Source organism: Paenibacillus sp. GM2FR, from assembly GCF_002803325.1.
Classification (GTDB): Bacteria; Bacillota; Bacilli; order Paenibacillales; family Paenibacillaceae; genus Paenibacillus_AQ; species Paenibacillus_AQ lautus.
The window spans coordinates 3,202,460-3,229,396 of sequence record NZ_MKZM01000008.1 but is presented as its reverse complement, the minus strand read 5'-3'; the positions used below and the strand labels follow the sequence as shown (position 1 = coordinate 3,229,396).

Annotated in this window: 27 protein-coding genes; 21 read left to right on the top strand and 6 right to left on the bottom strand. The window is 49.9% G+C overall.

Translation table 11 applies throughout. The features are described from left to right. The 5 genes from acpP (at position 1) to ftsY (ending at position 7,150) form a co-directional block, all read left to right on the top strand. A complete protein-coding gene (acpP, locus tag PAEVO_RS14515) occupies positions 1-234 on the top strand; it encodes an acyl carrier protein (RefSeq protein WP_006211375.1) in 234 nt (77 codons plus the stop codon). 161 nt (positions 235-395) lie between these two features. Then, complete coding sequence (gene fabF / locus PAEVO_RS14510; RefSeq protein ID WP_100538174.1) at positions 396-1,634, top strand: beta-ketoacyl-ACP synthase II; 1,239 nt, start codon at positions 396-398, stop codon at positions 1,632-1,634. A gap of 12 nt (positions 1,635-1,646) precedes the next feature. Beyond that, complete coding sequence (gene rnc / locus PAEVO_RS14505; protein ID WP_071220044.1) at positions 1,647-2,345, top strand: ribonuclease III; 699 nt, start codon at positions 1,647-1,649, stop codon at positions 2,343-2,345. A 205-nt stretch (positions 2,346-2,550) separates the two neighbouring features. Further along, on the top strand, positions 2,551-6,120 hold the full coding sequence (gene smc / locus PAEVO_RS14500; protein ID WP_100538173.1) for a chromosome segregation protein SMC: 3,570 nt from the start codon (positions 2,551-2,553) through the stop codon (positions 6,118-6,120). A 28-nt stretch (positions 6,121-6,148) separates the two neighbouring features. Then, the gene (gene ftsY, locus PAEVO_RS14495; protein WP_098747111.1) at positions 6,149-7,150 is read left to right on the top strand and encodes a signal recognition particle-docking protein FtsY; all 1,002 of its coding nucleotides are present in this window, start codon (positions 6,149-6,151) and stop codon (positions 7,148-7,150) included. A 92-nt stretch (positions 7,151-7,242) separates the two neighbouring features. Here the strand turns inward: ftsY and PAEVO_RS14490 are convergent, their stop codons facing one another. The 5 genes from PAEVO_RS14490 to PAEVO_RS14470 form a co-directional block, all read right to left on the bottom strand. Then, positions 7,243-7,446: a hypothetical protein gene (locus PAEVO_RS14490; RefSeq protein ID WP_100538172.1), complete on the bottom strand. Its 204-nt coding sequence runs from the start codon at positions 7,444-7,446 to the stop codon at positions 7,243-7,245. A gap of 62 nt (positions 7,447-7,508) precedes the next feature. Beyond that, on the bottom strand, positions 7,509-7,784 hold the full coding sequence (locus PAEVO_RS14485; RefSeq protein WP_243390771.1) for a hypothetical protein: 276 nt from the start codon (positions 7,782-7,784) through the stop codon (positions 7,509-7,511). A 64-nt stretch (positions 7,785-7,848) separates the two neighbouring features. Further along, on the bottom strand, positions 7,849-8,859 hold the full coding sequence (locus PAEVO_RS14480; RefSeq protein WP_100538170.1) for a polysaccharide pyruvyl transferase family protein: 1,011 nt from the start codon (positions 8,857-8,859) through the stop codon (positions 7,849-7,851). A 29-nt stretch (positions 8,860-8,888) separates the two neighbouring features. Then, positions 8,889-9,854, bottom strand: coding sequence for a glycosyltransferase family 2 protein (locus PAEVO_RS14475; RefSeq protein WP_243390770.1), 966 nt, complete (start codon positions 9,852-9,854; stop codon positions 8,889-8,891). A gap of 203 nt (positions 9,855-10,057) precedes the next feature. Then, positions 10,058-11,086: a glycosyltransferase gene (locus PAEVO_RS14470; RefSeq protein WP_100538168.1), complete on the bottom strand. Its 1,029-nt coding sequence runs from the start codon at positions 11,084-11,086 to the stop codon at positions 10,058-10,060. Positions 11,087-11,292: 206 nt separating this feature from the next. Between PAEVO_RS14470 and wecB the strand changes: the two genes are divergently transcribed. The 13 genes from wecB to ylqF all read left to right on the top strand — a co-directional run bounded on the left by wecB (position 11,293) and on the right by ylqF (position 21,712). Continuing rightward, the gene (wecB, locus tag PAEVO_RS14465; RefSeq protein WP_207797479.1) at positions 11,293-12,411 is read left to right on the top strand and encodes a non-hydrolyzing UDP-N-acetylglucosamine 2-epimerase; all 1,119 of its coding nucleotides are present in this window, start codon (positions 11,293-11,295) and stop codon (positions 12,409-12,411) included. A gap of 261 nt (positions 12,412-12,672) precedes the next feature. Then, positions 12,673-13,320 (top strand): PAQR family membrane homeostasis protein TrhA, encoded by a 648-nt coding sequence (gene trhA, locus PAEVO_RS14460; protein WP_100538167.1) that lies wholly within the window; start codon positions 12,673-12,675, stop codon positions 13,318-13,320. Positions 13,321-13,458: 138 nt separating this feature from the next. Next, positions 13,459-13,815: a putative DNA-binding protein gene (locus tag PAEVO_RS14455; protein WP_100538166.1), complete on the top strand. Its 357-nt coding sequence runs from the start codon at positions 13,459-13,461 to the stop codon at positions 13,813-13,815. 21 nt (positions 13,816-13,836) lie between these two features. After that, a complete protein-coding gene (ffh, locus tag PAEVO_RS14450; RefSeq protein WP_076325017.1) occupies positions 13,837-15,219 on the top strand; it encodes a signal recognition particle protein in 1,383 nt (460 codons plus the stop codon). A gap of 48 nt (positions 15,220-15,267) precedes the next feature. After that, complete coding sequence (rpsP, locus tag PAEVO_RS14445) at positions 15,268-15,540, top strand: 30S ribosomal protein S16 (RefSeq protein ID WP_006211361.1); 273 nt, start codon at positions 15,268-15,270, stop codon at positions 15,538-15,540. Positions 15,541-15,561: 21 nt separating this feature from the next. Further along, on the top strand, positions 15,562-15,792 hold the full coding sequence (locus PAEVO_RS14440) for a KH domain-containing protein (RefSeq protein WP_006211360.1): 231 nt from the start codon (positions 15,562-15,564) through the stop codon (positions 15,790-15,792). 111 nt (positions 15,793-15,903) lie between these two features. Then, on the top strand, positions 15,904-16,425 hold the full coding sequence (gene rimM / locus PAEVO_RS14435; RefSeq protein WP_100538165.1) for a ribosome maturation factor RimM: 522 nt from the start codon (positions 15,904-15,906) through the stop codon (positions 16,423-16,425). Positions 16,426-16,428: 3 nt separating this feature from the next. Next, a complete protein-coding gene (gene trmD, locus PAEVO_RS14430) occupies positions 16,429-17,244 on the top strand; it encodes a tRNA (guanosine(37)-N1)-methyltransferase TrmD (protein WP_100538164.1) in 816 nt (271 codons plus the stop codon). Positions 17,245-17,429: 185 nt separating this feature from the next. Beyond that, on the top strand, positions 17,430-19,235 hold the full coding sequence (locus PAEVO_RS14425; protein ID WP_100538163.1) for a collagen-like repeat preface domain-containing protein: 1,806 nt from the start codon (positions 17,430-17,432) through the stop codon (positions 19,233-19,235). Positions 19,236-19,345: 110 nt separating this feature from the next. After that, on the top strand, positions 19,346-19,489 hold the full coding sequence (locus PAEVO_RS33830; RefSeq protein WP_164817561.1) for a hypothetical protein: 144 nt from the start codon (positions 19,346-19,348) through the stop codon (positions 19,487-19,489). A 240-nt stretch (positions 19,490-19,729) separates the two neighbouring features. Continuing rightward, complete coding sequence (rplS, locus tag PAEVO_RS14420) at positions 19,730-20,074, top strand: 50S ribosomal protein L19 (protein ID WP_015736355.1); 345 nt, start codon at positions 19,730-19,732, stop codon at positions 20,072-20,074. 102 nt (positions 20,075-20,176) lie between these two features. Then, positions 20,177-20,791, top strand: a complete 615-nt coding sequence (gene lepB / locus PAEVO_RS14415; protein ID WP_036663956.1) for a signal peptidase I — start codon at positions 20,177-20,179, stop codon at positions 20,789-20,791. 54 nt (positions 20,792-20,845) lie between these two features. Beyond that, positions 20,846-21,712: a ribosome biogenesis GTPase YlqF gene (ylqF, locus tag PAEVO_RS14410; RefSeq protein WP_100538162.1), complete on the top strand. Its 867-nt coding sequence runs from the start codon at positions 20,846-20,848 to the stop codon at positions 21,710-21,712. Positions 21,713-21,848: 136 nt separating this feature from the next. Here the strand turns inward: ylqF and PAEVO_RS14405 are convergent, their stop codons facing one another. Then, on the bottom strand, positions 21,849-22,886 hold the full coding sequence (locus tag PAEVO_RS14405; RefSeq protein WP_100538161.1) for a LacI family DNA-binding transcriptional regulator: 1,038 nt from the start codon (positions 22,884-22,886) through the stop codon (positions 21,849-21,851). A 508-nt stretch (positions 22,887-23,394) separates the two neighbouring features. Between PAEVO_RS14405 and PAEVO_RS14400 the strand changes: the two genes are divergently transcribed. The 3 genes from PAEVO_RS14400 to PAEVO_RS14390 are packed head-to-tail and all read left to right on the top strand — an operon-like array spanning position 23,395 to position 26,875. Continuing rightward, entirely contained in the window at positions 23,395-24,318 is a 924-nt protein-coding gene (locus PAEVO_RS14400) for an ABC transporter permease (protein ID WP_243390872.1), read from the top strand. Positions 24,319-24,334: 16 nt separating this feature from the next. Beyond that, a complete protein-coding gene (locus PAEVO_RS14395) occupies positions 24,335-25,216 on the top strand; it encodes a carbohydrate ABC transporter permease (protein ID WP_100538159.1) in 882 nt (293 codons plus the stop codon). Between the two features lie 57 nt (positions 25,217-25,273). Further along, entirely contained in the window at positions 25,274-26,875 is a 1,602-nt protein-coding gene (locus PAEVO_RS14390; RefSeq protein WP_100538158.1) for an ABC transporter substrate-binding protein, read from the top strand. Positions 26,876-26,937: the final 62 nt, after the last annotated feature.

The following is a 26,937-nucleotide window of genomic DNA, read 5'->3' as shown; positions in this document are numbered from 1 at the left end:
ATGTCCGATGTATTGGAACGCGTGAAACGCATCGTTATCGACCGCCTGGGTGTTGACGAAGCCGACGTAACATTAGAAGCATCTTTCAAAGACGACCTTGGAGCTGATTCTCTCGATGTAGTTGAATTGGTGATGGAGTTGGAAGATGAGTTTGATATGGAGATCTCTGATGAAGATGCGGAGAAAATTACGACCGTAGGTGAAGTTGTAAATTACATACAATCTCATACCTAAGTCATTACAGTTAAGTCCCGTTCTTTAGCAAGACGGGACTTCTCCACATTCAATCCAAGCTTCAGTACGAACAAGTGATAGATTATTACTGCCGTCGTTATCATGAGTCTGCATTTGCGGCTTCATAGATGGACGGGCAGTCCATATAGAGGTGAGTCTGTTTGAAACATAGAGTCGTTGTAACAGGAATGGGAGTCATGACCTCGATTGGTCAAGACCTGGATACATTCTGGAACAGTTTAATGGAAGGCAAGTCTGGCGTATCCCGCATCGAGGCATTTGATGTGAGTGATTACACCACGCAGATCGCAGCATCCATGAAGGATTTTAATCCGGAGGATTACATGGATCGCAAAGAAGCCCGCAGGATGGACCGTTTTGTACAGCTTGCGGTTGCAGCCGGCTCGAAGGCGCTTGAGGACAGTGGTCTTGAAATTGGCGTGAATGCGGATGCAGAGCGGGTTGGCGTTTCGATCGGATCGGGTATCGGCGGTTTGGGAACTTGGGAGGATCAGCATAATATCCTGCTCGAGAAGGGCCCGAAACGTGTAAGCCCATTCTTTATTCCGATGATGATCGCCAACATGGCCTCAGGCCAGATGTCGATCAATCTGGGAGCCAAGGGTCCGAACACCACACAGGTTACGGCTTGTGCCACCGGAACGCATTCGATCGGCGATTCATACCGTCTGATTCAGCGCGGTGATGCGGATGTCATGATCTGCGGCGGGGCGGAGGCAACCATTCGTCCAACAGGGATGGCTGGTTTCTGCGCTATGCGTGCAATGTCAACCCGCAATGACGAGCCGGAGAAAGCCAGCCGGCCGTTCGATACCGGCCGCGACGGTTTTGTTATGGGTGAAGGCGCAGGCGTGCTCGTGATCGAATCTCTGGAGCATGCGTTGAAGCGCGGAGCCAGAATTTATGCCGAAGTGGTTGGCTATGGCCTTAGTGCCGATGCCCATCATATAACCGAGCCGGATCCGGACGGAGCAGCTCGCTGCATGAAGATGGCGATCCGCGACGCGGGCATTGCTCCCGAGGAAGTGGACTACATTAATGCTCACGGGACTTCAACGCCGGTGGGTGACCGCTCGGAAACGAAGGCCGTTAAGATGGCTCTTGGTGACCATGCCTATAAAGTGGCCGTTAGTTCAACCAAGTCGATGACAGGTCATTTGCTTGGAGCTGCCGGCGGCGTTGAGGCGGTTATCTGCGGACTGAGCTTGAAGAACCAAACCATTGCACCAACGATTAACCTGGAGGATCAAGATCCGGAATGCGATCTTGACTACGTACCGAATCACCCGCGTAAAGCCGATTTGGATATCGTCATGTCCAATTCGTTCGGATTTGGCGGGCATAATGCTACGATTATCCTAAAAAAATACGCCGAGTAAGGGGACAGTGTGTTGAGTGGAGATCTGAAGCAGTTACAGCATAAACTTCAAATCCAGTTTCGCAATGCAATGCTGCTGAAGCAGGCCTTTACCCACGCATCTTATGTAAACGAACATCGCTTCAGTCAGAGCCAGGACAACGAGCGTCTTGAATTTCTAGGAGATGCTGTTCTGGAGCTGACGGTGAGTGAATTCTTATACAACCTTTTTCCGGACCGTCCGGAAGGCGAGTTAACCAAGCTGCGGGCTGCTATCGTATGTGAGCCCTCCCTGGTGCAATTCGCTGTAGGTCTGGACTTTGGTCGTTACGTTCTGCTAGGCAAAGGAGAGGAAATGACGGGCGGTCGAACCCGCCCGGCTCTTCTGGCAGACGTATTTGAGTCATTTGTGGGGGCGCTTTATCTGGATCAGGGATTGGAAGCGGTTCGCCGGTTTTTGAGCGACCATGTCTTTCCCACGGTGACCGTCAACGGTCGTCCGCAGATGAGCGATTATAAGACCGAGCTTCAGGAACTGACCCAGCATCACGGCATGGGCGCACTGGAATATCGTATCGTAGAAGAGCGAGGACCGGCACATGAGCGGGAGTTTGTCTCGGAGGTATACATGGGAAGCGAATGTCTTGGACGCGGAAGCGGCAGATCCAAGAAAGAAGCCGAGCAGCAGGCAGCGGCAGTAGCCTTAAAGCAGCTGAAACGTGCGGATGCCTAAAGCTTCGCTGATGTGATGACAAACAAAGAGCAAAGAGCAGTCAAGCGGATAACCGGACCCGGATAGGATGACTGTTTTTTGCTCTTTTCGTTGTCTGTCTTTTGTAAAGGGACAGCTGCTTACAATGTAGATGGACCTCGTCCAAAGACGGCGGTGAAGCCGATTCTACTTATGGTACAATAGCAGGAGAGGTGATAGGTCGAATATGTTTTTGAAACGGATCGAGTTAGCAGGATTTAAATCGTTTGCCGACAAGACGGAGATGGAATTTGTCCGGGGAATTACAGCCGTTGTAGGTCCGAATGGCAGCGGTAAGAGTAACATTTCCGATGGAATCCGCTGGGTGCTTGGCGAGCAAAGCGCCAAATCGCTTCGCGGCGGCAAGATGGAGGATATTATCTTTGCCGGGAGCGATGCGCGCAAAGCGGTTAATTATGGAGAAGTCTCCCTTACGCTGGATAACGAGGATCATGTATTGCCGCTGGATTTTAATGAAGTGACTGTAACCAGACGGGTGCACCGGAGCGGGGACAGCGAGTATTTCATTAATCGGCAATCGTGCCGGCTGAAGGATATTACGGAGCTGTTCATGGACACCGGAATCGGTAAAGAAGCCTATTCCATCATTGGACAAGGCCGCATTGAGGAAATTTTGAGTACACGTTCAGAAGATCGCCGGGGGATATTTGAGGAAGCGTCCGGGATCGTTAAATATAAATCTCGTAAAAAAGAGTCTGTGCGCAAGCTGGATGAAACGGAGCAAAACCTGCTTCGTATCCACGACTTGGTCACAGAGCTTGAAGATCAGATCGGACCGCTGAAAGAGCAGTCCGAGAAGGCCATTCGCTACAAGGAGCTTCGGGAAGAGCTGAAGCACAAGGAAATTTCTCTGTATGTGTATCAGATCGAACAGATACATACCTCATGGAGCGAGGCCAATGCCAAGCTGGAGCAGCTGAAGGAAGAGCAGCTCGCCTTGTCCACTGTTGTATCCGCGCACGATGCCAAGCTGGAGAGTGACCGATCGGCGCTGCGCCAGCTGGAGCAGGAAGTTGAGGATCTGCAGAGCCAGCTGCTTCAATTCAGCGAGCTGTTTGAGAAAAGCGAAGGCTATGGCGAGGTGCTCAAGGAACGCCGCCGCAACCTGGAACGTACGCGCGAGCAGCTGGAAGACAGTTTGCAATCAGGCGATCATCGTCTGGGAGAGCGCGTAGGCGAGCTTGCGAGCATGAAGAGCAAGCTGCAGGAGCTCCAGCAGGAATTAACCCAGGTGCGGGACCAGCTGTCAGCGGAAGAAGCGAAGCTGGTTGGCGTAACCGGCGGAATCAGCCAGCAGCAGGAAGAGAGCTTGAAGGGGAATTTACTGGAGCTTATGAACCAAATGGCTCAAGCCCGGAATGAAATCCGGTACGCCGACCAGCAGCAGGAAGCGCTGGACCGTCGAATGAATCGGGCGCAAGAGGAGTCCGGTAAATGGGAAGCCCTGAAAGAGGATTTGCTCCGCCGCAAAGAGAGCATCGATCGAAGTATTGAACGATTCGGTAAAGAGATTGCAGACCTCCGCAGCGGTTATATCAGCGAGAGTGAGCGATATCAATCCCTGCAGAAATTGCAGGAAGAGACGCAGGGAGCGCTTCGGAAATGGGAGCAGAAGCGGGAAGCGCAAATTTCCCGCCGCGATACCATGAAAGAGCTTCAAGACGACTTTGACGGATTTATGCTGGGTGTTAAGGAAGTACTGAAGGCATCCCGAAAATCCGTGCTCCACGGGGTCCATGGTGCGGTGGCCGAGCTTATTCGCGTGCCGGAAAAGCTGGAGCTTGCCATGGAGACCGCTCTTGGCGCATCGGTTCAGCATATCGTCATGGAGAACGAATCCGTATCCAGGCAGGCGATTGCCTTCCTGAAGCAGCGCCAGTTAGGACGGGCGACATTTCTGCCTTTGGACGTCATTCGTCCACGGAATGTATCCGCTTCGGACCGTCACTTGGCAGAAGGGGAAGCCGGGTTTGTAGGCTTTGGCTCGGAGCTGGTCCAGTACGACTCGAGATACAGTAACATCGTCGGGAGTCTTCTGGGCAATGTCGTTATCGCCGAGACCCTGGAGCAAGCGAACAAGATTGCTGCCAGATTCTCCTATCGCTTCCGCGTGGTTACGCTTGAGGGAGACGTGGTCAATGCAGGCGGCTCCATGACAGGCGGCAGTCAGCATAAGAAAACGAACAGCCTGCTGGGGCGCAAGCGGCAGCTGGAGCAGCTCGATCAGGAAATTTCGGAAACCGAGAAGCAGCTGGAGAAGCTGCAGCAGGGCATTGAAGGCGTCCGGAATCAAATGATTGAATCTCAGGATAAGCTGGACGAGCTCCGCAAAGCCGGAGACGACAAGCGGATTGAGGAACAGCAGGCTGCAGGCGACCGCAAGCAGCTTGAGCATGAGCTGCGCCACGTCCTCGAACAAGCCGAGCTGGCAGGCGAAGAGAAGAGCAGTCAAGAGAAGGAAGCCAAAGAAATTCAGCAAAGCCGTGAACGCGCCCAGAAGCTGTTGTCTGAGCTGGAGGAGGAAGAGAAATCGACCCATCTGGCCATTCAAGCTGCAGAGTTTGCCCGGAAAGCCAATGAATCGGCGAAGGAAGAGCTTCAGAGTCAGCTGACAAACCTCAAGGTTCGCGAAGGAAAGCTGGATCAGGAAACCTTCTCGCTGGAGGAGCAGCTCAAGCGCCTTCAGTCGGATGTAGACAACCACGAGAAGGAACAGAAACAGAACCGCACGATGCTGGCCTCCGTTCAAGCCGACCTGAATCAGAACGAAAGCGAAAGCGTGAAGCAGATCGAGGATCTGAACCAGTACAAGCTGAAGAAGGAAGAGGCTACGCAGCAGCTGGAATTCAAACGGGCTGCACGCACCGCGCTAAGCCGGAAGCTGGAGCTGGAAGAGAGCGAAACCAAGGAGCAGCGCACGCAGCTGCGGGCCGTGGATGATCAGCTTCGCCAGACCGAGATTGGAGTAAACCGGCTCGATGTTGAGCTTGAGAATATATTGAAGAAATTAAGCGAGGACTATGAGCTGAGTTATGAGCTTGCCAAGCAGCGGTATCCGATTCCGGAAGACATCACGGCCGCTCAGAACGAAGTGCGTGATTTGAAGAGGTCGATAACTTCCCTGGGAGATGTGAATCTGGGGGCCATTGAAGAGTACCAGCGCGTCAATGAGAGATACCTGTTCCTGAGTGAGCAAAAGGCGGATTTGGTTGAAGCGAAGACAACGCTGTATCAGGTCATTAAGGAAATGGACGATGAAATGTCCAAGCGCTTCAAACTGACATTCGATGCAATCCGGCGCGAGTTCGGCACGGTATTTACGAAGTTGTTCGGAGGCGGACGAGCCGACCTGGTCCTGATCGATCCGGATCGATTGCTTGAGACGGGGATAGATATCGTTGCTCAGCCTCCTGGCAAGAAGCTGCAAAATCTGCAGCTGCTCTCCGGTGGAGAACGTGCATTAACCGCTATGGCGCTTCTGTTTGCCATTTTGCAGGTGAAGCCGGTTCCGTTCTGCGTACTGGATGAGGTCGAAGCGGCGCTTGATGAAGCGAACGTAGTCCGATTTGCCCAGTATCTGCGGGAGTTCTCCGAACAAACGCAGTTTATTGTGGTCACCCACCGCAAAGGAACGATGGAAGAGGCGGATGTGCTGTACGGCGTCACGATGGAAGAAGGCGGCGTGTCGAAGCTGGTGTCCGTCAAGCTTGAGAATGAGGAAGCGGAGATTGCCTAATTTAACATAACGACATGGAGGGTACGTAATGAGCTTTTTTAAGAAGTTAAAAGAGAGCATTTCCAGCAAAACGGAAAACGTAACAAAACAGTTCCGCGACGGCCTCGAGAAAACCCGGAAGGGATTTATCGAGAAAGTGTCGGACCTGGTGATTCGCCGTAAAAAGATCGATGAAGAATTTTACGAGGAATTGGAAGAGATTTTGATTGGCGCTGACGTCGGCGTCAATACCGTCATGGATCTGATGGACGATCTTCGTGCCGAAGTGAAGAAACGGCGGATTGAGGACGCTGCCGATCTGCAGCCGGTATTGTCAGAGAAGCTGATGGGACTCCTTCGTGATGACAGCAGCAATGAGCTGCGGGAGAATCCGGATGGAATTACGGTCATTCTGTTTGTCGGCGTTAACGGAGTCGGTAAAACAACTACGATTGGCAAGCTGGCGCATCGTTACAAGCAGGAGGGCAAGAAGGTTTTGCTTGCAGCGGGCGACACGTTCCGTGCGGGTGCAATCGAACAGCTGGAAGTATGGGGAGAACGGGTTGGCGTTGAAGTCATTAAACAGCAGCCCGGCTCAGACCCGGCAGCCGTCATGTTTGATGCGGTTCAAGCAGCCAAGCAGCGGCAAGCGGATGTTCTGCTCTGCGATACGGCAGGACGCCTTCAGAACAAAACCAATCTGATGGAAGAGCTGAATAAAATCTTCCGCGTCATTCAACGCGAAATCCCGAGTGCCCCGCATGAGGTGCTGATGGTCCTTGATGCGACGACAGGACAGAATGCACTGAGCCAGGCGAAGCTGTTCGGGGAGAAGAGCGGCGTGACCGGCCTCGTATTAACCAAGCTGGATGGTACGGCTAAGGGCGGCATCGTGATCGCGATTCGTCAAGAGTTGAATCTTCCGGTGAAGCTGGTAGGCTTGGGAGAGAAAATGGGTGATCTCCAGACCTTTGACTCGGAGCAGTTTGTTCATGCCCTCTTTGCGGGTTTAATTAAGGAAGAAGAGAATGCCGTAGAACAACAAGACTAGAACGGGTCTAGTCGAATATGTATACAAAAGGACCGAAAGATATACTTTCGGTCCTTTTTCATGTTCGGCTCGATCTACGGGCACAAGTTTTTTTATGAAGAGACGATCCGAACGAATTCAATCGAACGAAGCGGGATAAGGGCAGTATCTGTAGGAGGACCGTAGATGATGGGCGGTACTTTTAAGGTGATGGTTCCTTCGCCCACTTCGGTCAGCGTGCCAATGATCACATCTCCCGACACCGTTACTTCGGTTTCCGAGCCGATAAATCCTTGCAGCCAATCCACGTAGCGCATATCGGTTAACCTCCTTGCCGTAATGAAAGTTTGAAGCTGACATCCAGTATCATCCGCAGGAATTACTGAACGGAAGTAATATTGGCGAACGGAATCAGCACGAGGTCACCCGATGCTTCACGGAGCTGAACACCATCTTCAGCAGTAGCCAAAACGACCCCTTCCAACGTGACAAAGGTTGTGCTGACCCGTACCTTTTGGCCGGTACGGACTTCGAAAAATTGAACCAGCTCCGGATTAATTGTTAAACCCGTGAGGACCTGATTCTCCAGCGACTCTACGCGCTCAGTTAATTGACTGGTTTCCTGGCTTAGAAGTTCGACCTGCCGCGTTAACACCTTGACTCGCCTTGCAAGTCTTCTGCAGAACAGGAAGCAACACATAGTCATTCTCCTTTCTGTATTACCAATGGTTGTGCTCTTCGATATGCTTCTTTAAACCCCGAAGCGAGGCAGTGCTTTCTTCCTCCGCTGCGCGGATCATCGGCATAATCTGCTGCACATGACCAGGGCCGTATTTAAGGAAGGTTTCGGTTTTATCGACCAGAACATCAAGCGGCTGACGATAATCAGTAAAATACTGGCCGAGATGAAAAGAACTCAGCAGGCTATGCACTTTGCTCATGGTGCTGAGCGCCAGTACAGGCTTGCCGCCGCGTAAAGCGGCTAGCGACGGGTGAAGCTTGAACGATATTAAATAGTCGACAGATTGAATGAAACGGTAAGTGAGCTCAATATCCATAAGGAACGGCAGCGTCTCAATAGAAGCGCCGGGTGTAGACTCCTTTACCTTTTGCTGCAATTGCAGACATGTGTTGTAATCGGAATACGCATTGCCCGGATGATGAATGACCGGGATCAGGACGGCATGATAGCCTTTTGCAATAAGATGTCCCAGCAATTTGGTCATGTTGTCCATCGGAAATGATTCATAGGAAAATACAACGACGCCAATCGTTGGACGCTTAGAGAAACGTTTCACCGGGATATCGGGCTGACGATAGCCAAATACCATGTCAGGGGCTGTTTCGACGTTTCGATGGAAGCCTGCCCGTTTGGCGATGGCCGACGATCGTTCATCCCGGAACACCGCGCGGTTTGCCTTGGAGATCATCTCCCGGTAGGCGGATACCTGCTCCTCCGGCCAAGTGTGTTCCGGGTAGGCATCCACGATGCCGACACCGTAGACCCAGGTAGGCTGTCCTTTGAGCTGCGGAGGGAAGTAATATGAATTGAACGAGTAGGGTGTAATTAAATCGCCACCGCCGATGATGAAGGCATCCGTCTGATGGGGGTCCAAGCGGGCGTTCCAGGGATAGACGTGATGATCGTGGAATACTTGGCGAAGGGTATGAAGAAATAAATCATCACCGAAGTTTCCCATTCCATAGTACCCGGAAGCGGCAATATGCATGTACGTATCACCTCCTTTTCGAGCGCTGTCTAGCTCTTGTGTGTTTGCTGATTCCAGGCTTCGAAGAGGCTGCGGTTACGTTGGCTGGTACTGCTGCCATAAATGACTCGATGATACAAGAGGGCATCGACTTGAACCGGCGAGCTGTGCTTAAGAAGCCTGGCGGTGACATCGATATCTTCGAAGATACGTCCGAGACGATCCTCCCGATTCCACCAACCGCCAATGGCGATTAGGGATGACTTTCGATACATACGGGGGACGAGCGGGTGGCCCTGCTGATTCGTTCGATTTAAGGAAGCAGACCATGCCGAATAAAGCTTGCCCGAATCAACGTTTCTTCTCCATAGAGGACCGAGCTGCCGGGTTCGTTCCCAGCACCCATACCAGCCTGTGGCGATCCTGCCGTCCGGATTCTTGTCAAGCGCTTCGGCCAGGAGTGCGGTGGCATCGGGAACCAGCCAGTCATCTCCATCCAATTCCAGAATATATCGACCCTTTGCTTCAAAAAGCAGGCGATTCATCATGATTGCTTTTCCGCGGTTACGCGATTGGGACAGAACCCGAATTCTGCTGTCAGTATAAGCGCAGGCTTCCTCCAAGCTATCGTCCTCAGAGCCGTCATCGCCTATTAACAGCTCCCAGTTATCGCTTGATTGTGCCAACACGGAACGGATGCTCCAGCCTAAAGTGTCCTTCATATTATGAATGCTCATCAGAATGGAGACGACAGGTTGCTGAGGGGTTTCAGGGGATAAAGTCCCTGTGGAGCTGGCGGTTTTCTCTCGCATCCTTGTTGCAGACAGAACAGGGAGAATATACTCCAGATCCTTTTGATACGGAGGGCTTTGCGATGGGTTTAGATGCATCGTAAGGCTTGGATCGGCGGGCAGCAGATCATAAGGCAGAAATCTGGCAGCAGGAAGCCTGTCGTTCCAGCGGGTGAGGGCGGCAAGCAGCCAGGTTTTTCTCCAATAGATTGGTGCGCCGTTCATACAAATACAGACAACACGATCTGGAATATGAGCTGGCATTGGAATGAAAGTCTGTGCGCTTTTATGGAAAAAAGAGAAGTTACCGCCCCATAGAATCCACTCACGGTCAATTTGTGAAACTTCCTGAATGATTTGTTCACGATAGGCTAACGTATCGGTGGCTCTATAGCCGAATGGCTGCGTACGGAGTATGGCATAGGGTTTCAAAGGGTGTTCATGCCTTTGTCCAGGATGACCTGTCGAATCACTTGATCGGCTTTCAATCCGCGTTCAACCCAGCGATTCTCTCTGGCGTAGGCAATGCGGGCCAGCTTATGCTCTGCTGTATCCGGGTGATGGAGCATGGAGGCCAGCTTGCCCAAGAAATCATCATGGGTTGTCGCCGTGGTAACATGCGGCTCCATGGCAATGCATTCCGGCAGAGCCGTTGACAATACGCGAACACCGGAAGCCAAATACTCGTATGCTTTGACTGGATTGGTTGCCAGCGTAATCGGATGGTATTGGAAGGGGATCAATGCCACGTCAATGTGAGCGAGATAACGCTTGAGCTCCTGGTGCGGCTTTTCCCCGAGAATATGCACATTGGGAAGCTTCGAATAATCGCCTGAGCTGCCATAAGGAGCTCCAATGGAAACGAATTGGACGTTTGGAAATTGAATGGCCGCTTTGGCGAACAGTTCATGATCTACCCAATACGCCCAAGCACCGATATAAGCAACAACAGGACCCGGAGGGAGATCGGCGGGTCTTTCACTGAATGGAATATGAAAAAATGAAGAGTCAGCGCCATTCGGGATCAAGGTAAGCGGTTTATCCGGATACGCCAAGGATAACCGGGTGTGAATCACCTCTGCGGTACATACAACATGGTCCGCCTCGTCAATCATTTTGGGTTCATACTTAGCCCAATGCGGAAATTCATCGCAGCAGTCGTAAATCGTAATGTCGGGCTTAAAGAGAGTGGAAATGCGCGTCCGGAGTTTAGACCACGTCGTCCAGACGACAATCGGATGTTCTTTGCGAAGGGCAGGCAGTTTTTTGTGCAGAAATGTTTTGGTATCTGTGAATAGGAACACATTCGGTTCCACTTCTTTGAACTCCTTATCCAGCGGTGCCAGGTTTTCGAAGAAAACCTGATGACCAAGCGCCCCCAATTGAGTCATAAGCTGCTGCGGTCTCTGTTTCATATACGACCAGTTCATCGTTCTCGGATAAATGATAACAGCCAAGAGGTTTCCTCCTTTCTTTTGTACTCGGGATAATATATGCATTGCTAGCTTCATAGAATTGGACGAATGAGCCGAAAGGCCGAAAAATGGTTGATTTCTACAAGGATGCAACTGACCGGAACGAATCTATCAACTTGCCATATAATGCTTAAGATATGAGGTTTCAGATCTATCTTTTCATATAAAACGAGGGGGAGTGAAGGTTCGTGAAACAGAAAAATGTTCTTGTTATATTCGGAACGCGTCCGGAAGCGATCAAAATGGCACCTTTGGTCAAGGAATTGGAGTCAGCCCCGGGATTAACTCCAATCGTATGCGTAACCGCACAGCATCGTGAGATGCTGGATCAGGTGCTTCGTTTTTTTGAAATTCAGACGCAAACGGATCTGAATATCATGAAGGAAGGGCAATCCTTATACAGTCTGAGCGCTGAACTGCTAAAAGGGATGGAGAAGGTATTCCAAGCGAGAACATATGATCTTGTGCTGGTCCACGGGGATACAACGACAGCATTCATCGGTGCTTTGGCAGCGTATTACGCGAAGATTCCGGTGGGACATGTGGAAGCAGGGCTGCGGACGTATGATAAATACGCGCCGTTTCCAGAGGAAATGAACCGCGAGTGGATCGGCAGGGTGGCTGATATGCACTTTGCCCCGACGGCGCTGTCCGCAGCTAATCTCAAAGCCGAGAACCGTTCGGCTCACGTATATGTAACGGGAAACACGGGAATCGATGCGATGAAGTGGACGCTTCAGGCTCCTTTTGAGCATCCGATACAGAGCAAGTTACGGAAAGATAGCCGATTAATACTGATGACCATGCATCGCAGGGAGAATTGGGGAGAACCGATGAAAGGGGTATTTGAGGCGGTGAAGCGGGTGATCCAAAAGCACCCTGACATTGAAGTGATATATCCGGTCCATCCAAACCCTGTGCTGCAGGAGACGGTCGCGCAAGAGCTTGAGGGGCACGAGCGAATCCATTTGACCGAACCGCTCGATGTGGTAGATCTGCATCATATCATGCAGCGTTCCTATCTGGTCTTGACGGACTCCGGGGGCATACAGGAGGAAGCGCCGTCACTAGGGAAGCCGGTATTGGTACTGAGGGATAAAACCGAACGCCCGGAAGGAGTCACGGCCGGTACCCTAAAGTGCGTCGGCACGAAGTGTGAAGCGGTTCAGGCAGGAATAGAGCAGCTGCTGACGGATAAGGAAGCGTACCGCAGCATGGCAAAAGCCCATAATCCGTTTGGCGACGGCACTGCGTCCCGCCAAATCGTCAGCGCCATCCAGCAATTTTTCCAATTGCAGGGGGGCTGATCTAGGGGGCGGCTTTGATTTTGCATGCCCGCAGGGCGTATAATGAAGTATAAGTCGGGTTCAAAAAGTCAGGTTTTCAGCACCGAGAAGGTTGGATGAAGCTAGGGACTGAGGAGCGGAGCGTACGTTTTGGGTACTTGAGCACCGGAAGGCCCGGCTGAATTCAAGATTCGATGCCGAGCTGCTTCCTGATTCGCTTCGTGATCAAAAGCGGACTTTTTGAACAACCTCTATAAGATTTTAAGCGAAAGGATACCTGTTATGGCCAATACTTACACTTATCCACGCAGAGAAGAGATAGCGAATGCAATAACGCATGGCATAGGAGCGGCACTAAGCGTTGCTGCACTCGTGCTCCTGATCGTATTTTCAAGTTTGAAAGGCACAGCCTGGCATGTGGTGAGCTTCACGATCTACGGATCGACGATGCTCCTGCTGTATTTGAGCTCAACGCTCGTACACGGCTTGAGAGACGGGAAAGCCAAGGATTTCTTTGAGTTTATGGACCACTCCTCCATTTACTTGTTCATCGCAGGGACGTATACGCCATTCCTGCTGGTTGCCGTCCGGGGATCGCTGGGCTGGAGTCTTTTCGGGATCGTATGGGGCATTGCGCTGTTCGGCGTCGTATTTAAAGCATTCTTCGTCAAGAAGTTTTTGTTCCTCTCCACGATATTTTACATTGCGATGGGCTGGCTGATCGTCATTGCCTGGAATCCGTTAACGGCGGTTGTAGCGCCGCAAGGCATGAATTTGCTTGCCATCGGGGGCGTGCTGTATACGCTGGGCACCATATTCTATGTATGGCGGGGCTTTCCTTACCATCATGCCATCTGGCATTTGTTTGTGCTGGCAGGTTCGATTCTCCACTTTTTTGCGATATTGATTTACCTTCTTCCGATCGGTTGAACGGGTAGGAAGAAGGCTTCCTGCACATGAAGAAGGATGACAAGGGAAATGGCTTGACATCCTTCTTTGTTTTTTGTATGATAAGGTTCGTTAAGCGAACTGTAAAGTGTTTTTCCTTGACGAGGGGGGTGCCCTTAAATGAGTCAGGAGAATCGGCTCGAGAAGACGAACCGGATCAATTTGCTGTTCGATTTCTATGAGCAGCTGCTGACAGAGAAACAGCAGACCTTTTTGAAATATTATTTCCATGACGATTTTTCCCTCGGAGAAATCGCTGGTGAATTCGAGATTAGTCGCCAGGCCGTCTATGAACATATTAAGCGCGCAGAACAGGTGCTCGAGTCCTATGAAGAGAAGCTGGGGCTCCTGAGCAAGCATGAAACGCGCATCCGGGAGCTGGATAAGTTTCGGGAAATGGTGGAGAGTAGCGACCTGGGTGAACATGATAAGCATGCAATAACCGATATGGTTGAACGTTTAAAAGTATGGGATTAAGTATGAACGGAGGTGGCGGATATGGCGTTTGAAGGATTGACCAGCAGACTACAGAATGTGTTCAGCAAGCTTCGTGGTAAAGGCAAGGTGTCCGAAGAAGATGTAACAGCCGCCATGCGTGAAGTTCGACTCGCGCTTCTAGAAGCCGACGTTAACTTCAAAGTGGTTAAGGATTTCGTATCCAAAGTAAAAGAGAAGGCCATCGGCAAGGAAGTGATGGACAGCTTTACGCCCGGCATGGTGATCATTGACATCGTGAATAAAGAGCTGACGGAGTTGATGGGAGGAAGCCAAGCCAAACTGGCGAAGAGCAATAAGCCGCCAACGGTCATTATGATGGCCGGTTTGCAAGGTGCCGGTAAGACAACGACTTCGGGCAAGCTGGCCAAGCTGCTTCAGAAGCAGAACAGCCGACCGCTGCTCGTTGCCGGCGATATCTATCGTCCTGCTGCGATCAAGCAGCTCGAAGTACTCGGTGATCAGATCAACGTGCCGGTGTTCTCTTTAGGAGACAAGACAAGCCCGGTCGAAATCGCGAAGCAAGGCCTCCAGCATGCCAAAGATAATGGTCACGATTATGTCATTATCGATACCGCCGGCCGTCTTCATGTCGATGAAGAGCTGATGGAAGAATTGAAGCAGATTCACAGCGTCGTAAATCCTGACGAAGTTCTGCTTGTCGTTGACGCAATGACGGGTCAGGATGCGGTGAACGTCGCGGAAAGCTTCAACCAGCAATTGACGCTGACGGGTGTCGTGCTCACGAAGCTGGACGGGGATACCCGAGGCGGTGCCGCCCTCTCGGTTAAGGCGGTTACCGGATGTCCGATCAAATTCGCGGCGCTTGGCGAGAAGATTGATGCGCTGGAGCCGTTCCATCCGGAACGGATGGCATCGCGGATTCTCGGAATGGGCGATATGCTGTCACTTATCGAGAAAGCACAATCGAACATTGATGCGGACAAGGCCAAGGAAATGGAACGTAAAATGCGTAATGCCGAATTTACGTTCGAGGATTTCCTGGAGCAGATGGACCAGGTCAAGAAGCTCGGTCCTCTGGACCAGCTGATGGATATGATTCCCGGCATGGGCAAGATGAAGCAAGCCAAGGATCTCAAGGTTGACGAGAAGCAGATGGGACGCATCGAGGCTATCGTCCACTCCATGACAACGGCGGAGAAGCAGCAGCCTGACATTATCAATCACAACCGCCGTAAACGGATTGCGGCAGGCAGCGGAACCTCGCTGGCTGAAGTGAACCGGCTCATCAAGCAGTTTGATGAAATGCGCCGCGTGATGAAACAGTTCTCGGATATGATGGGTCCTAAAGGCGGCAAGAACAAAGCGATGAAACAGCTGAAAGGCTTGACTGGCGGAAAAGGCATGAAGTTTCCATTCCGTTAAGTCTCGGATATATCGAATGGACATTTTTTGAAGGAGGTGAATTTTCAAATGGCAGTACGTATTCGTCTGAAACGCATGGGTGCTCACAAGGCTCCTTTCTACCGCGTGGTGGTTTCTGATTCCCGTTCCCCACGTGACGGCCGTTTTATCGAGGAAATCGGTTATTACAATCCGGTTGCTCAACCGGCTGAAGTTAAAATCGATGAAGAGAAAGCACTGAACTGGCTTCAAAATGGTGCGCAAGCATCTGACACGGTTCGCAACTTGCTTAGCAAAGCGGGCGTAATGAAGAAATTTCATGAGCTGAAGCATCAGAAATAAGACTGATCGCGAGGGTTATCTATGGAAGAATTAGTTCGCGTTATTGCTAAGGCTTTAGTGGATCATCCAGAAGATGTGACTGTGAAAACCGTTGAGAAGGAGCACTTGATTGTATATGAGCTGTACGTGCATCCTGACGATGTCGGGAAGGTCATAGGCAAACAAGGGCGTATCGCCAAATCATTGCGTACAGTCGTAACATCGGCGGCGGTTAAAATGGATAAACGGGTGACCGTTGATATCATTTCTTAAAATATACGAAAGGGGGTTAGGATGCATGTCCTAGCCCTTTTTCGTACATGCTGAAGAAATCAGCCGGTCATACCAGAGAGAACATTCATTAAGTGATGCAGGAGGAAGACCATGTCTGAAAAGTTGTTTACCGTAGGGAAAATCGTGAATACGCACGGCATCCGCGGGGAAGTTAAAGTCATGCCGCATACGGATTTTGCCGATCAGCGATTTGCTCCAAAGAGCCAGTTGTATATTGTCCCGGACAAAGGGAGCAAGTTAGAAGTAACGGTGGATACATCCCGTTTTCATAAAAACATGTATATCCTTAAATTCAAGGAGCTGCATGGCATTAATGATGCCGAAAAATATAAGGGCTCACTGTTGAAGATTCCAGCGGATCTTCAGGAGGAGCTTCCGGAGAACGAGTACTATTTCCATGAGATCATTGGCTGCAAGGTGATGACCGATGAAGACCCGGCCGAGGAGCTCGGCACGATCTCCGAAATTTTGACGCCAGGCGCTAACGATGTATGGGTTGTCAAAACGCCTCAAGGAAAAGAAATTCTCCTTCCGGCCATACCGGATGTCGTACTTGATGTAGACAAGGAATCGAAGCTTGTCCGCGTGCATCTCATGGAAGGGTTGTTATAGTTCATGCGGATTGATGTGCTGACGCTGTTCCCCGAGATGTTTGATGGTGTGTTTCATTCGAGTATTTTGGGGAAAGCGGCCGAAAAACAAATTGTGAACTTGAATGCTATCAACTTTCGCCAATATGCCGGGAACAAGCATGGTCAGGTCGATGATACTCCCTATGGCGGCGGAGGGGGAATGGTGTTAAAGCCGGATCCGATTTTTGCTGCGGTGGAGGATATCCTAGCTTTTGATGCGGATGCGATTTCGAATCATGAGGATGGGGCTAATCCTTCCGGTGAGATCTCAGCGGATATCGCCGGAACAGCCAAGCCTCCGCGTGTCATTCTGATGTGTCCGCAAGGAGAGACCTTTACGCAGAAAAAGGCGGAAGAGTTGTCTCAGGAAGACCATCTGGTGTTTATATGCGGGCATTACGAGGGTTATGATGAACGCATTCGCGAGTTTCTTGTTACCGATGAGTTATCCGTCGGGGATTACGTGCTTACCGGCGGAGAGCTGCCGGCGATGGTTGTCATCGACTCTGTGGTCCGATTGCTGCCGGGTGTGCTTGGCAATGAAACCTCAGCGGTGACGGATTCATTTAGTACAGGCCTGCTGGAATATCCGCACTATACACGTCCGGCTGAATTTCGCGGCTGGAAAGTGCCGGATATTTTGCTGAGCGGTCATCATGCGAATATTGACGAGTGGCGTCGGGAACAAGCCCTTAAGCGGACATGGGAGCGTCGCCCGGAGTTGTTAGACAAGCTGGAATTGTCCAAACAGGATCAGGCGTATTTAAACAAGCTTCAGCGAGAAGCGGGATCCTCATAAGTTTTATTGCTCAATCTAACGAACAGATCTGTAAGCACAGGTCTGTTCGTTTTTTTTCTATCATGTGCGCGTATGTAGTGATATGCACGTTTCTTGCTTGGCACCCGAGAACAAAAATCGTATGAATTGAATAGTGTGATAAATAGGCGTTTGCGGATGCATGAGATCGTAAGGGGTGAAATCGATTGAGGCAAGAAAGAAGGAAACGTAGGGACAGCAAGGCTGTAATTCAGGGACTTACACCCGGGCGAATCCGTGTCGGAAAGAACCAAGCCACTCGATTCGTTACATTGATCCGTCAATTAACATCACGGTTACGCGCATTTGTGGAACAGCCGGTTAATGAGAATTTCACGCTAATCAAAATACAATTGCAGAGCCTTAACGATCTGGTCTCGGGCATGAGGTTCTCGCTGCGGGAACGACGGGGCCTTAGGCTGGTCGTACAACAAATTGCAAGGATTTCCAATGCGGATAATCTGGAAGGGATTTTAACAAGATTGAACGAAGTTTTGACGTTGATTCAATCGTATGGAGAACGAATTGGAGTCGGCAGCGAGATCGGTCCGGACATCGCCGCCTCACAGCATGAAATCCAATCCTGCATAGAGTCGATTCAGAGTATGGAAGCCGCTCCACCAGTCAACAATATGGATAATATACCTTTATATATCATGGACGCGACTACGAAGCCAGGGGTTGGATCGCGTCAGCGGCTTGCTGAAGTGTTCCAAGGCATTAATGAGCAGGCTTCCAGATCAGTGAGTTCAGAACAACAGCTGGAAAGGCTGCAAGCAGCGGATGGAATGAATGCATTACTGTCGAATGGAGCGTCGACTGCGACAGGATCAATAGGAGTAACAGGTGCAGCAGGGACTACAGGTCCGACCGGATTGGGCGGTTTGCCGGGGGCAACCGGCCCTAAGGGTGCAAGGGAGGTTGCAGGACCAACAAGTCCTGAGGGAGCACCGGGGGTGCCGGGTGGGATTAGCGGAGCGACCGGACCAACTGGGGAAACAGGTGCGACGGAGGCAATAGGCGAGACCGTGGCAACGGGAGACGCCGGAATCAGAGCTGCAGGGGCGACAAGCGTAACTGGAGCTACAGGAAAAACCGGGCCAGTAGGTCCGCCTGGAGCTATGGCTGCCGGGGCTACAGGAGAAGCAGGGGTCACAGGGGTAACCGGGGTGACAGGCGTTCTAGGAGCCACAGGGGCTACAGGCGTAACTAGGCGAACGGGAGTTGCGGGAACTACAGAAGAAGCAGGCGCCACAGGTGTAACAGGCGCACCGGGCCCGACTGAGGCAACAGAAGAAGTAGGGGCCGCCACAGATGTAACTGCGGAGACAGGGGCTGCGGCAGCTACAGGAGCAGCAGGAGGCACAGGATCGACAGGCAGGACCGGGTCAACAGGTGTTATAGGTCTGACAAGAGTGACCGGAGAAATAGCTGTAACCGGAGCCACAGGAGCTACTGGGGCAGCAAGAGCCATAGGTCCAACCGGTTCAACTGGACCAACAGGCCCGATGGTCGTAACCGGATTAGCTGGAGCCTCAGGCCCTGCCGGACCAACCGTTCCGACGGGCCCTGTCCTTGTGGGTGGAAGTGTGATTTATGCCAGTAATGGGACGGCACAGAAAGTGGCCACCAACTCGCCGGTTACTTTTTCAACAAGCACGCTTCAAGGTGTAACCTTTAACGGTGCCACGACCCTGACCATTGTGACAGCTGGTTTCTACTACTTTGATTGGCAGATTTCGCTCGAAACTGGTTCGACTGCGCCGAATGCTTTCGGAATCGTTGTTAACGGTAATACGACTAATGCGGCGAACATGAACTCGAATTCAACCAACGCCGAAGTTTCAGGATCTGCCGTGATCAATTTAAGTGCAGGTAATACCGTTGGGCTCTATAATTTATCGCCAACAACCAAATCGATTACTGCTCTGCAAACCGGCGCAAGGATTTCTATCTTTAGAATTGGCTCATAGTCCAGTATTGTATACTTCAGTGTCATTTTTTTAATCATGTTGATACAACTCCTGCATTGGTGGGTAATATGTAACTGGAGAATCACTAGAGAGACTGGAGGCATCTTGTTATGACAGAACATCGACAACAACATGAAGCGAAAATTGAAGAAACAAAAAATACAGAAGCCCAATTTCAAACGGTAGACGACATCCTTGAATACTATGGCAAGCGTCATAAGGGCATGCACGACTCGAAAGAAACCGTAAATTAAGTTGAGGCTAACCGCTTTCGGCAGGATTCTTCATGCTGGAAGTGGTTTTTTTATTGACGTGAGCTCGGTACAAAATCCGGTTTATACATAAGGGTGTAAAGATAAAATACTTGATTCGGACTGCAAAATATGTTATTATTTCTTTTGTTGTGAATACGGTGGTCCGCTGCGGATAATGAAGGAAATACATAGAGTTTCCGGAAGATGCAAGAACACCTGTGTGAGAGGAGGGAGTCATAGATGAATATCGTTCAAGCGATTACTCAAGAACAACTTCGTAAAGATATTCCGAGCTTTCGTCCTGGTGATACTTTAAAAGTACACGTTAAGGTTATCGAGGGAACTCGTGAGCGTATCCAGTTGTTTGAAGGTGTAGTAATTAAACGTCGCGGTGGCGGAATCAGTGAGACTTTTACCGTTCGTAAAATTTCTTACGGTGTTGGTGTGGAAAGAACTTTCCCAATCAACTCGCCTAAAATCGATAAAATCGAAGTGGCTCGCCGTGGTAAAGTGCGTCGTGCGAAGCTTTATTATCTTCGTGAACTGCGCGGTAAAGCAGCGAGAATTAAAGAAATTCGTCGTTAATTACAAGGCGGTAAAAGGGGCTTGTGCGTATATACAAGCCCCTTTTGTATATCCAAAAATCGCTATAATGCGAAAGCGATCTATAGGGAAGGACGGTGGGTTATGGAGAAAGATCAACACCAGGAGGCAATTGAAACCAACGTGGGGAAACCGGCCAAAAAGGCTAAGAACGAGCTTGTAGAATGGCTGAAGGCTCTTCTCATTGCTCTGGTTCTCGTCGTTCTCATTCGCTGGCTTCTCTTTAAACCGTTTATTGTGCAGGGCCCATCCATGGAACCTAACTTTGTATCCAATCAGAAGCTGATCGTCAACGAGATTTTATATGATATCCGCAAACCCGAACGTGGAGAAGTTATCGTGTTCCATGTACCTGATGAGGGCAGGGATTTCATTAAACGCGTAATCGCAGTTGCTGGTGATACGGTTAAAGTTGAAGGCGATAAAGTGCTTGTCAACGGGGAGCCTGTGAATGAAACCTACATACAGGAAGCGATTGATCAAGCCCATGCTGAAAACAGGTTATACAATAACACGGATTTTCCGAACTCGTTCGTTCAGGATGGCGTTGTGCCAGAGGGGCATGTGTTTGTGATGGGCGATAACCGCTCCAACAGCACGGATAGCCGTATGATAGGATATGTTCCTTTGGGGGATATTATCGGGCGAGCAGACTTGATCTTCTGGCCGATTAAAGACATAGGGCTCATCAACCATTAGCCTGGCGCTATAGAAACGATGAAAGTTTGCAGAGCAAAGTAGAGGTGACGACGTTTGACAATACAATGGTTTCCAGGACATATGACCAAAGCGCGCCGCCAAATTCAGGAGAAGCTGAAGCTGATCGATGCAGTAATTGAACTGATCGATGCGAGGCTTCCGCTCTCAAGCCGAAATCCGATGATTGACGAGATTTTGCAGGGCAAGCCGAGGCTCATTATTATGAACAAAGCCGATTTGGCAGATCCTGAGGTTACAAGGCAGTGGCAAGCCCATTTCAAGGAAAACGGCCTAACCGCCTTTCCTGTAGATGCTTCAACCGGGACAGGTGTTAAGGATATTCCGAACCAGATTAAGTTGCTGCTGAAAGAGAAGATCGACAAACAAATAGCCAAGGGCATGAACCCGCGAGCGATGCGTGTGTTGATTGTAGGCATACCGAATGTAGGCAAATCCACGCTGATTAACCGGCTTGCCGGCCGTAACATCGCGGAGACGGGAGACCGTCCGGGTGTCACGAAAGGGCAGCAGTGGATTAAGGTTGCCGGCGGTGAGATGGAATTGCTGGATACACCCGGTATCCTGTGGCCAAAGTTCGAGGATCAGAATGTAGGGTACCGCCTTGCGGTAACCGGCGCCATCAAAGAGGAAATTTTGAACGTAGAGGACATTGCCTTTTTTGCGATCAAATATTTCTCCAACTATTATTGGGAATCGATGAGCGAGCGCTTTGATCTGAAGGAGCGCCCAACAGATCTGGATAACCCGGATGAAATTGTTGCGGTAATGGAAGCCGTCGGAAGAAAACGAGGCTGCATCGTCAGCGGAGGAAGAGTCGATCTGGAAAAAGCCTCGGGCATTTTCCTGCGTGAGCTTCGCGCAGGCAAGCTTGGGCGTTATTCCATGGAATCGCCTTATTGATTCAATAGGGTGAACGAGAGATCCCTTCTACTCAGATTAAACCCAAAATAACCATTCTGCCGGATAACGGCGGAATGGTTATTTTTTCTGGATCAGAACAGGAAGAGGAGATTAGACTGCACTCATTCTATGCCATCTAATGTAACTCGGTAGATGCTCTGAAGATCGGCTTCGTTTGGATATGCGTGACTTGATAGGGTAACTTCGGTTCTTTCACCCGGGATAACAGCATGTTAGCCGCAGCAATTCCCATTTCATCGCTATATATATGTACAGTTGATAAGTGAGGTTCAACAATACGCGATTCAGGTGCATTATCGAAGCCGCACACCGCAATGTCACCGGGAATGGAGATGTTTTTATTTTTTAACGATTTCATCACATTGACCGCAATAAAATCATTGGCGCATACAAAGGCAGACGGCATCTGTTTCATTTGCCCCAGTCGTTTGTCCATCCAATCGGACTCAGAGAAAAATTCCCGGTCCGGGTTCAGAACACATTGTTCCAAATCCAGCCGTATCCCCTTCTCGGTCAGAGCCCGATTAAATCCCGCCCAGCGTTCATTGAAGCTCTTACAATGACGGATATCACCGATAAATCCCAAGCTCGTGTTGCCCTGCGCAATGAGCTGCTTGGTCATATGACAGGTGCTGTGTTCATTCTCCATCAGAAGTAAATCCGCCTGCAGATCCGGGTAGAACATATCTGCCGCACAATCGATAAATACGGTAGGAAGCCCAAGGCTTGTGAGCAACTTGGTGTATTCCATATCAAATAACTCAATACATATAATTCCATCGACCTTGGATGATTCAAAATTGTTAGGCAGCGACCGAGAGCTTCGATCGATATCCCGGACAATATGAATGGACAGATTATAGCCCTCCGCGCTGATTCGTTTCTCAAGCCCGCTGATTAACCGCGAGCCAAAATGGGAGGTGCTCGGAAGATTTGCCGTCAGAAGAGCGATATTTCCCGGGTTTTTGGTCAGCAGATTGTCCGTCTCCATGAAAGCAAATTGTTTGTATTTCAGTTCAATCGCTTTTCGGATAACCTTGCTGCGCGTCTCGTCCGGAATACTTTCGCTCCCGTTCAAAGCCTTGGAGGCCGTATTTCTGGAGATGCCCAGTGCATCGGCAATATCTTGAATTGTGACTTTTTCTTTCGACATGTATCTGATTTCTCCTCAAATGATCAAGTTCATACTAAGGTCCGCAGTTTCTTCCAGTCGCTAATGACCTCTGAATATCTTAAATCAAATGTATAATAGATTAGCTAAAATAGCAACCTCAACTTTACAAATGCACAATTCAGTTAACATTTAAACATAGCGGGTTTTGTTGTGTTTCTCTTCAATATTCATTTACAGGGGATAAAACATCACCAAACAAGGAAATAACGAACGATTCTCCGCAACTTTGCAAAGAAAACGGCTTATGCTGCTCATTTTCATGATAGGAAGGTGAAATAAATGAACAAACATTGTTGTCAATTGCACAATTTAATTTTTACAAAAACTATTGACTGATGTTACATCATTTGATAAATTGTAAAAGCGACATTCAACATAAGTGAAAAATGAAAGCCTTTTCTGTAAGCAATATGTAAACTTCTCTAGAAAGAACGGGGGAACAGGTTTGGAAAATTCAGTGGATCCAGCCCATCATGGGGCAGGGGGAATCAGGGGACGGAGCTCTGCAGGAAGAACGCTAGCTTTTATCAAGAAAAACTATTTTCTGTACATACTGCTAGCTCCGGCGCTTATATTGACCCTTATATTCAAGTACGTCCCGATGTACGGTGCCGTTATCGCATTCAAGGATTTCAGTCCCATTAGAGGGATTCTCGGCAGCGAGTGGGTCGGGCTCAAGCATTTTGAAAAGTTTATCGCCTCGCCGAATTTTGACGTCATTTTTATGAATACGCTTAAATTGAGTCTTTTTGGTCTTATCTTTAGCTTTCCGGTGCCGATCCTGCTTGCACTTATGTTAAATCAGGTTCGCAAAGCGACAGTCAAGAAAAATGTTCAATTGTTTCTTTACGCACCCAATTTCATCTCGGTGGTTGTCATTGTCGGGATGCTGTTTATCTTCTTGTCCCCAACGGGGCCAATCAATCAATGGGTCATATGGATGACGGGAAGTCCGCTGATGTTTATGTCGCAGCCGGAATATTTCAGGTGGATTTATATTCTCTCGGATATATGGCAGAGCGCGGGCTGGGCCTCGATTATCTATGTGGCAGCTCTTGCGAATGTGGACCCCGAGCTGCATAATGCGGCCAGCCTGGACGGGGCTAACCTGCTCCAGCGCATCCGAAATATCGATCTGCCCACCATAAGGCCGATTATGGCGATTGTATTCATACTTGCGGCAGGCGGCATTATGTCGATTGGCTTTGAGAAGGCCTATCTGATGCAAACCTCGATGAATCTTCCTACTTCGGAAATTATCGCTACCTACGTATACAAGGTCGGCTTGCAGTCTGGCGATTACGCGTACTCTGCAGCGGTTGGTTTATTCAACTCCGTCATCAATGTCATTTTGCTCGTGACGGTGAATTTTATTGTCAGAAAACTTAATGAAGGCGAAGGCCTCTACTAGGAAAGGAGTCATACTCATGGCCGTCAAACACTCACGCTTCGACCGCTTTCTGTTGTCATTAAATGCGATCTTTTTAACGCTTGCCGTACTGGTCGTTGTCGTTCCATTGGTTTATATCGTGGTGGCCTCGTTCATGGATCCCACCGTGCTGCTGAATCAAGGACTATCTTTTAACATTTCCGATTGGAGTCTGGAAGGATATCAGATGATCCTGTCCAATCCAGCGATGCTTCGCGGTTTTGGCAATGCGGTGTTGTATTCAACAGCATTTGCGCTACTAACGGTAACGGTATCGGTCTGTGCGGGATACGCACTTTCGGAAAGCCGGCTGGCCGGACGCCATTTCTTCATGACGCTGTTCATCATCACCATATTTTTTGGAGGCGGACTGATACCTACGTACTTGCTTGTGAGGGAGCTAGGCATGCTCAATACGGTGTGGGCCGTGATCATCCCGGGTGCGGTGAATGTGTGGAATATCATTTTGTCCCGAACCTTCTTCAAAGGGGTGCCGAATGAACTGAAGGAGGCAGCCAATGTGGATGGTGCTTCCGATATGAAAATCTTTTTCCGGATCGTTCTTCCGCTGTCCAAACCCATTATCTTTGTACTCGCCCTGTATGCCTTCGTTGGCCAGTGGAACGCATTCTTCGACGCTATGATCTATCTGGACGATCCCAAGCTGCACCCGCTGCAGCTTGTCCTCAGATCGATTCTGATTCAAAATCAAGCGGCGCCCGGCATGATCAGCGACCAGCTTGCGATGGCGGAGCTGAAACGGCTCTCGGAGATGATTAAATATTCGGCGATCGTGATATCCAGTCTTCCGCTTTTGATTATGTACCCGTTCTTCCAAAAGTACTTCGAAAAAGGTGTTATGGTAGGCTCGCTTAAATAGCGGGTCGCCTTCAACATAAAGTCATTATCCAAATACATGATTCGGGAGGTCATTGATATGAATAAGAAGAGATCAAAGAAACATATCAGTAAAAAAACGGTATCCCTTACGGCTCTGGCAGCCGTGCTGCTCTTGGCCGGCTGTGGCAACAGCGGGGAATCATCAACAGAGTCGCCGGACGGTAAGGTGACCTTGAATGTCCTGACGCAAAGCTCGCCGCTGGCTCCGGCAGACCCTAACGAGAAGCTGATCAACAAGCGGCTGGAGGAGAAGACGGGCATTCATATCAAGTGGAAGAACTATACCAGCGATGTGTTTGCGGAAAAACGCAATCTGGCCGTGGCGAGCGGGGATTTGCCGGATGCCATTTTTGACGCCGGGTACGGAGATTACGATCTGCTGAAGCTGGCAAAGGACGGAGTCATCATTCCCGTGGAGGATTTAATCGAACAGCATATGCCGAATTTGAAAAAGGTGCTGGAGGAAGCTCCGGAATACGTCAATATGATTACGGCGCCGGATGGACATATCTATTCTTTTCCATGGATCGAGGAGTTGGGCTCAGGGAAAGAACGGATTCAATCGGTGGATAACTTCCCCTGGATTAACGTGGAGTGGCTCGACGCCTTGGGGCTGGACATGCCAACTACGACGGAAGAGCTGAAAACCGTATTGAAAGCGTTCAAAACCCAAGATCCGAACGGCAACGGGCAGGCGGATGAAATACCGCTTTCCTTCATTAATAAGCCGGGCGGCGAGGATCTGACATTCCTGTTTGCTTCATTCGGCTTGGGCGAGAATTGGGACCACACCGTTGTTACGGATGACGGGAAGGTGGTGTTTACCGCCGCAGAGGAGGGGTATAAGGAAGCAATCAACTTCATCCATGAATTATACAAAGAGGGACTTATCGATATCGAAGCATTCCAGCAGGATTGGAACACCTACTTGGCCAAAGGCAAAGACCACCGGTACGGGATGTATTTTACTTGGGATAAAGCCAACATCACAGGCATGAATGATACATATGATCTGATGCCGCCGCTTGCAGGACCATCCGGCGAGATCAATGTAACGAGAACGAACGGGATCGGTCTTGACCGGGGAAGATTGGTCATTACCAGCAGCAACAAGAAGCTGGAAGAAACGGCAAAATGGATTGACGCGATGTATGAACCGCTCCAATCGGTTCAGAACAACTGGGGAACTTACGGTGACGATACCCAGCAAAATATTTTTGAGCTGGACGAAGCCAAAGGGATGCTGAAGCATCTTCCGCTTGAAGGCACGGCGCCTGTAGAGCTCAGACAAAAAACAAGTATTGCGGGCCCGCTTGCGATCCTGGACGAGTATTATGGCAAATACACCACGATGCCGGATGATGCGGCATGGAGATTAAAACTGATGAAGGATGTCATGGTACCGCACATGAAGGCGGAGAATACGTACCCGAAAGTATTTTTCTCCATCGAGGAATTGGACCGCTTATCCACGATTGAAGCGGACTTGTTTCCTTACCTGGAAAGAATGCGTACCGAATGGTATCAGAATGGGAAAGTGAATCAGGAATGGGACGCCTACCTGAAGGAGCTGGATCGACTGGGACTCCAGGAATGGCTGACGATCAAGCAAACGGGTTATGACCGAAATATGAAATAAAGTCATAAAGTGAAACGGCCGTGTAAGGAATATCAGTCCAAATACGGCCGTATATCCCTGAT

Excerpts from the sequence above, each read along its gene's own strand:
- PAEVO_RS14390 (WP_100538158.1), top strand. The coding sequence starts at position 25,274 with ATGAATAAGAAGAGATCAAAGAAACATATCAGTAAAAAAACGGTATCC.
- PAEVO_RS14440 (WP_006211360.1), top strand. The coding sequence starts at position 15,562 with ATGGAAGAATTAGTTCGCGTTATTGCTAAGGCTTTAGTGGATCATCCA.
- rimM (WP_100538165.1), top strand. The coding sequence starts at position 15,904 with ATGTCTGAAAAGTTGTTTACCGTAGGGAAAATCGTGAATACGCACGGC.
- PAEVO_RS14455 (WP_100538166.1), top strand. The coding sequence starts at position 13,459 with ATGAGTCAGGAGAATCGGCTCGAGAAGACGAACCGGATCAATTTGCTG.
- lepB (WP_036663956.1), top strand. The coding sequence starts at position 20,177 with ATGGAGAAAGATCAACACCAGGAGGCAATTGAAACCAACGTGGGGAAA.
- rpsP (WP_006211361.1), top strand. The coding sequence starts at position 15,268 with ATGGCAGTACGTATTCGTCTGAAACGCATGGGTGCTCACAAGGCTCCT.
- trmD (WP_100538164.1), top strand. The coding sequence starts at position 16,429 with ATGCGGATTGATGTGCTGACGCTGTTCCCCGAGATGTTTGATGGTGTG.
- ftsY (WP_098747111.1), top strand. The coding sequence starts at position 6,149 with ATGAGCTTTTTTAAGAAGTTAAAAGAGAGCATTTCCAGCAAAACGGAA.
- smc (WP_100538173.1), top strand. The coding sequence starts at position 2,551 with ATGTTTTTGAAACGGATCGAGTTAGCAGGATTTAAATCGTTTGCCGAC.
- ffh (WP_076325017.1), top strand. The coding sequence starts at position 13,837 with ATGGCGTTTGAAGGATTGACCAGCAGACTACAGAATGTGTTCAGCAAG.
- PAEVO_RS14475 (WP_243390770.1), bottom strand. The coding sequence starts at position 9,854 with ATGAACGGCGCACCAATCTATTGGAGAAAAACCTGGCTGCTTGCCGCC.
- PAEVO_RS14405 (WP_100538161.1), bottom strand. The coding sequence starts at position 22,886 with ATGTCGAAAGAAAAAGTCACAATTCAAGATATTGCCGATGCACTGGGC.
- PAEVO_RS33830 (WP_164817561.1), top strand. The coding sequence starts at position 19,346 with ATGACAGAACATCGACAACAACATGAAGCGAAAATTGAAGAAACAAAA.
- PAEVO_RS14395 (WP_100538159.1), top strand. The coding sequence starts at position 24,335 with ATGGCCGTCAAACACTCACGCTTCGACCGCTTTCTGTTGTCATTAAAT.
- acpP (WP_006211375.1), top strand. The coding sequence starts at position 1 with ATGTCCGATGTATTGGAACGCGTGAAACGCATCGTTATCGACCGCCTG.
- PAEVO_RS14480 (WP_100538170.1), bottom strand. The coding sequence starts at position 8,859 with ATGCATATTGCCGCTTCCGGGTACTATGGAATGGGAAACTTCGGTGAT.
- PAEVO_RS14490 (WP_100538172.1), bottom strand. The coding sequence starts at position 7,446 with ATGCGCTACGTGGATTGGCTGCAAGGATTTATCGGCTCGGAAACCGAA.
- trhA (WP_100538167.1), top strand. The coding sequence starts at position 12,673 with ATGGCCAATACTTACACTTATCCACGCAGAGAAGAGATAGCGAATGCA.
- rplS (WP_015736355.1), top strand. The coding sequence starts at position 19,730 with ATGAATATCGTTCAAGCGATTACTCAAGAACAACTTCGTAAAGATATT.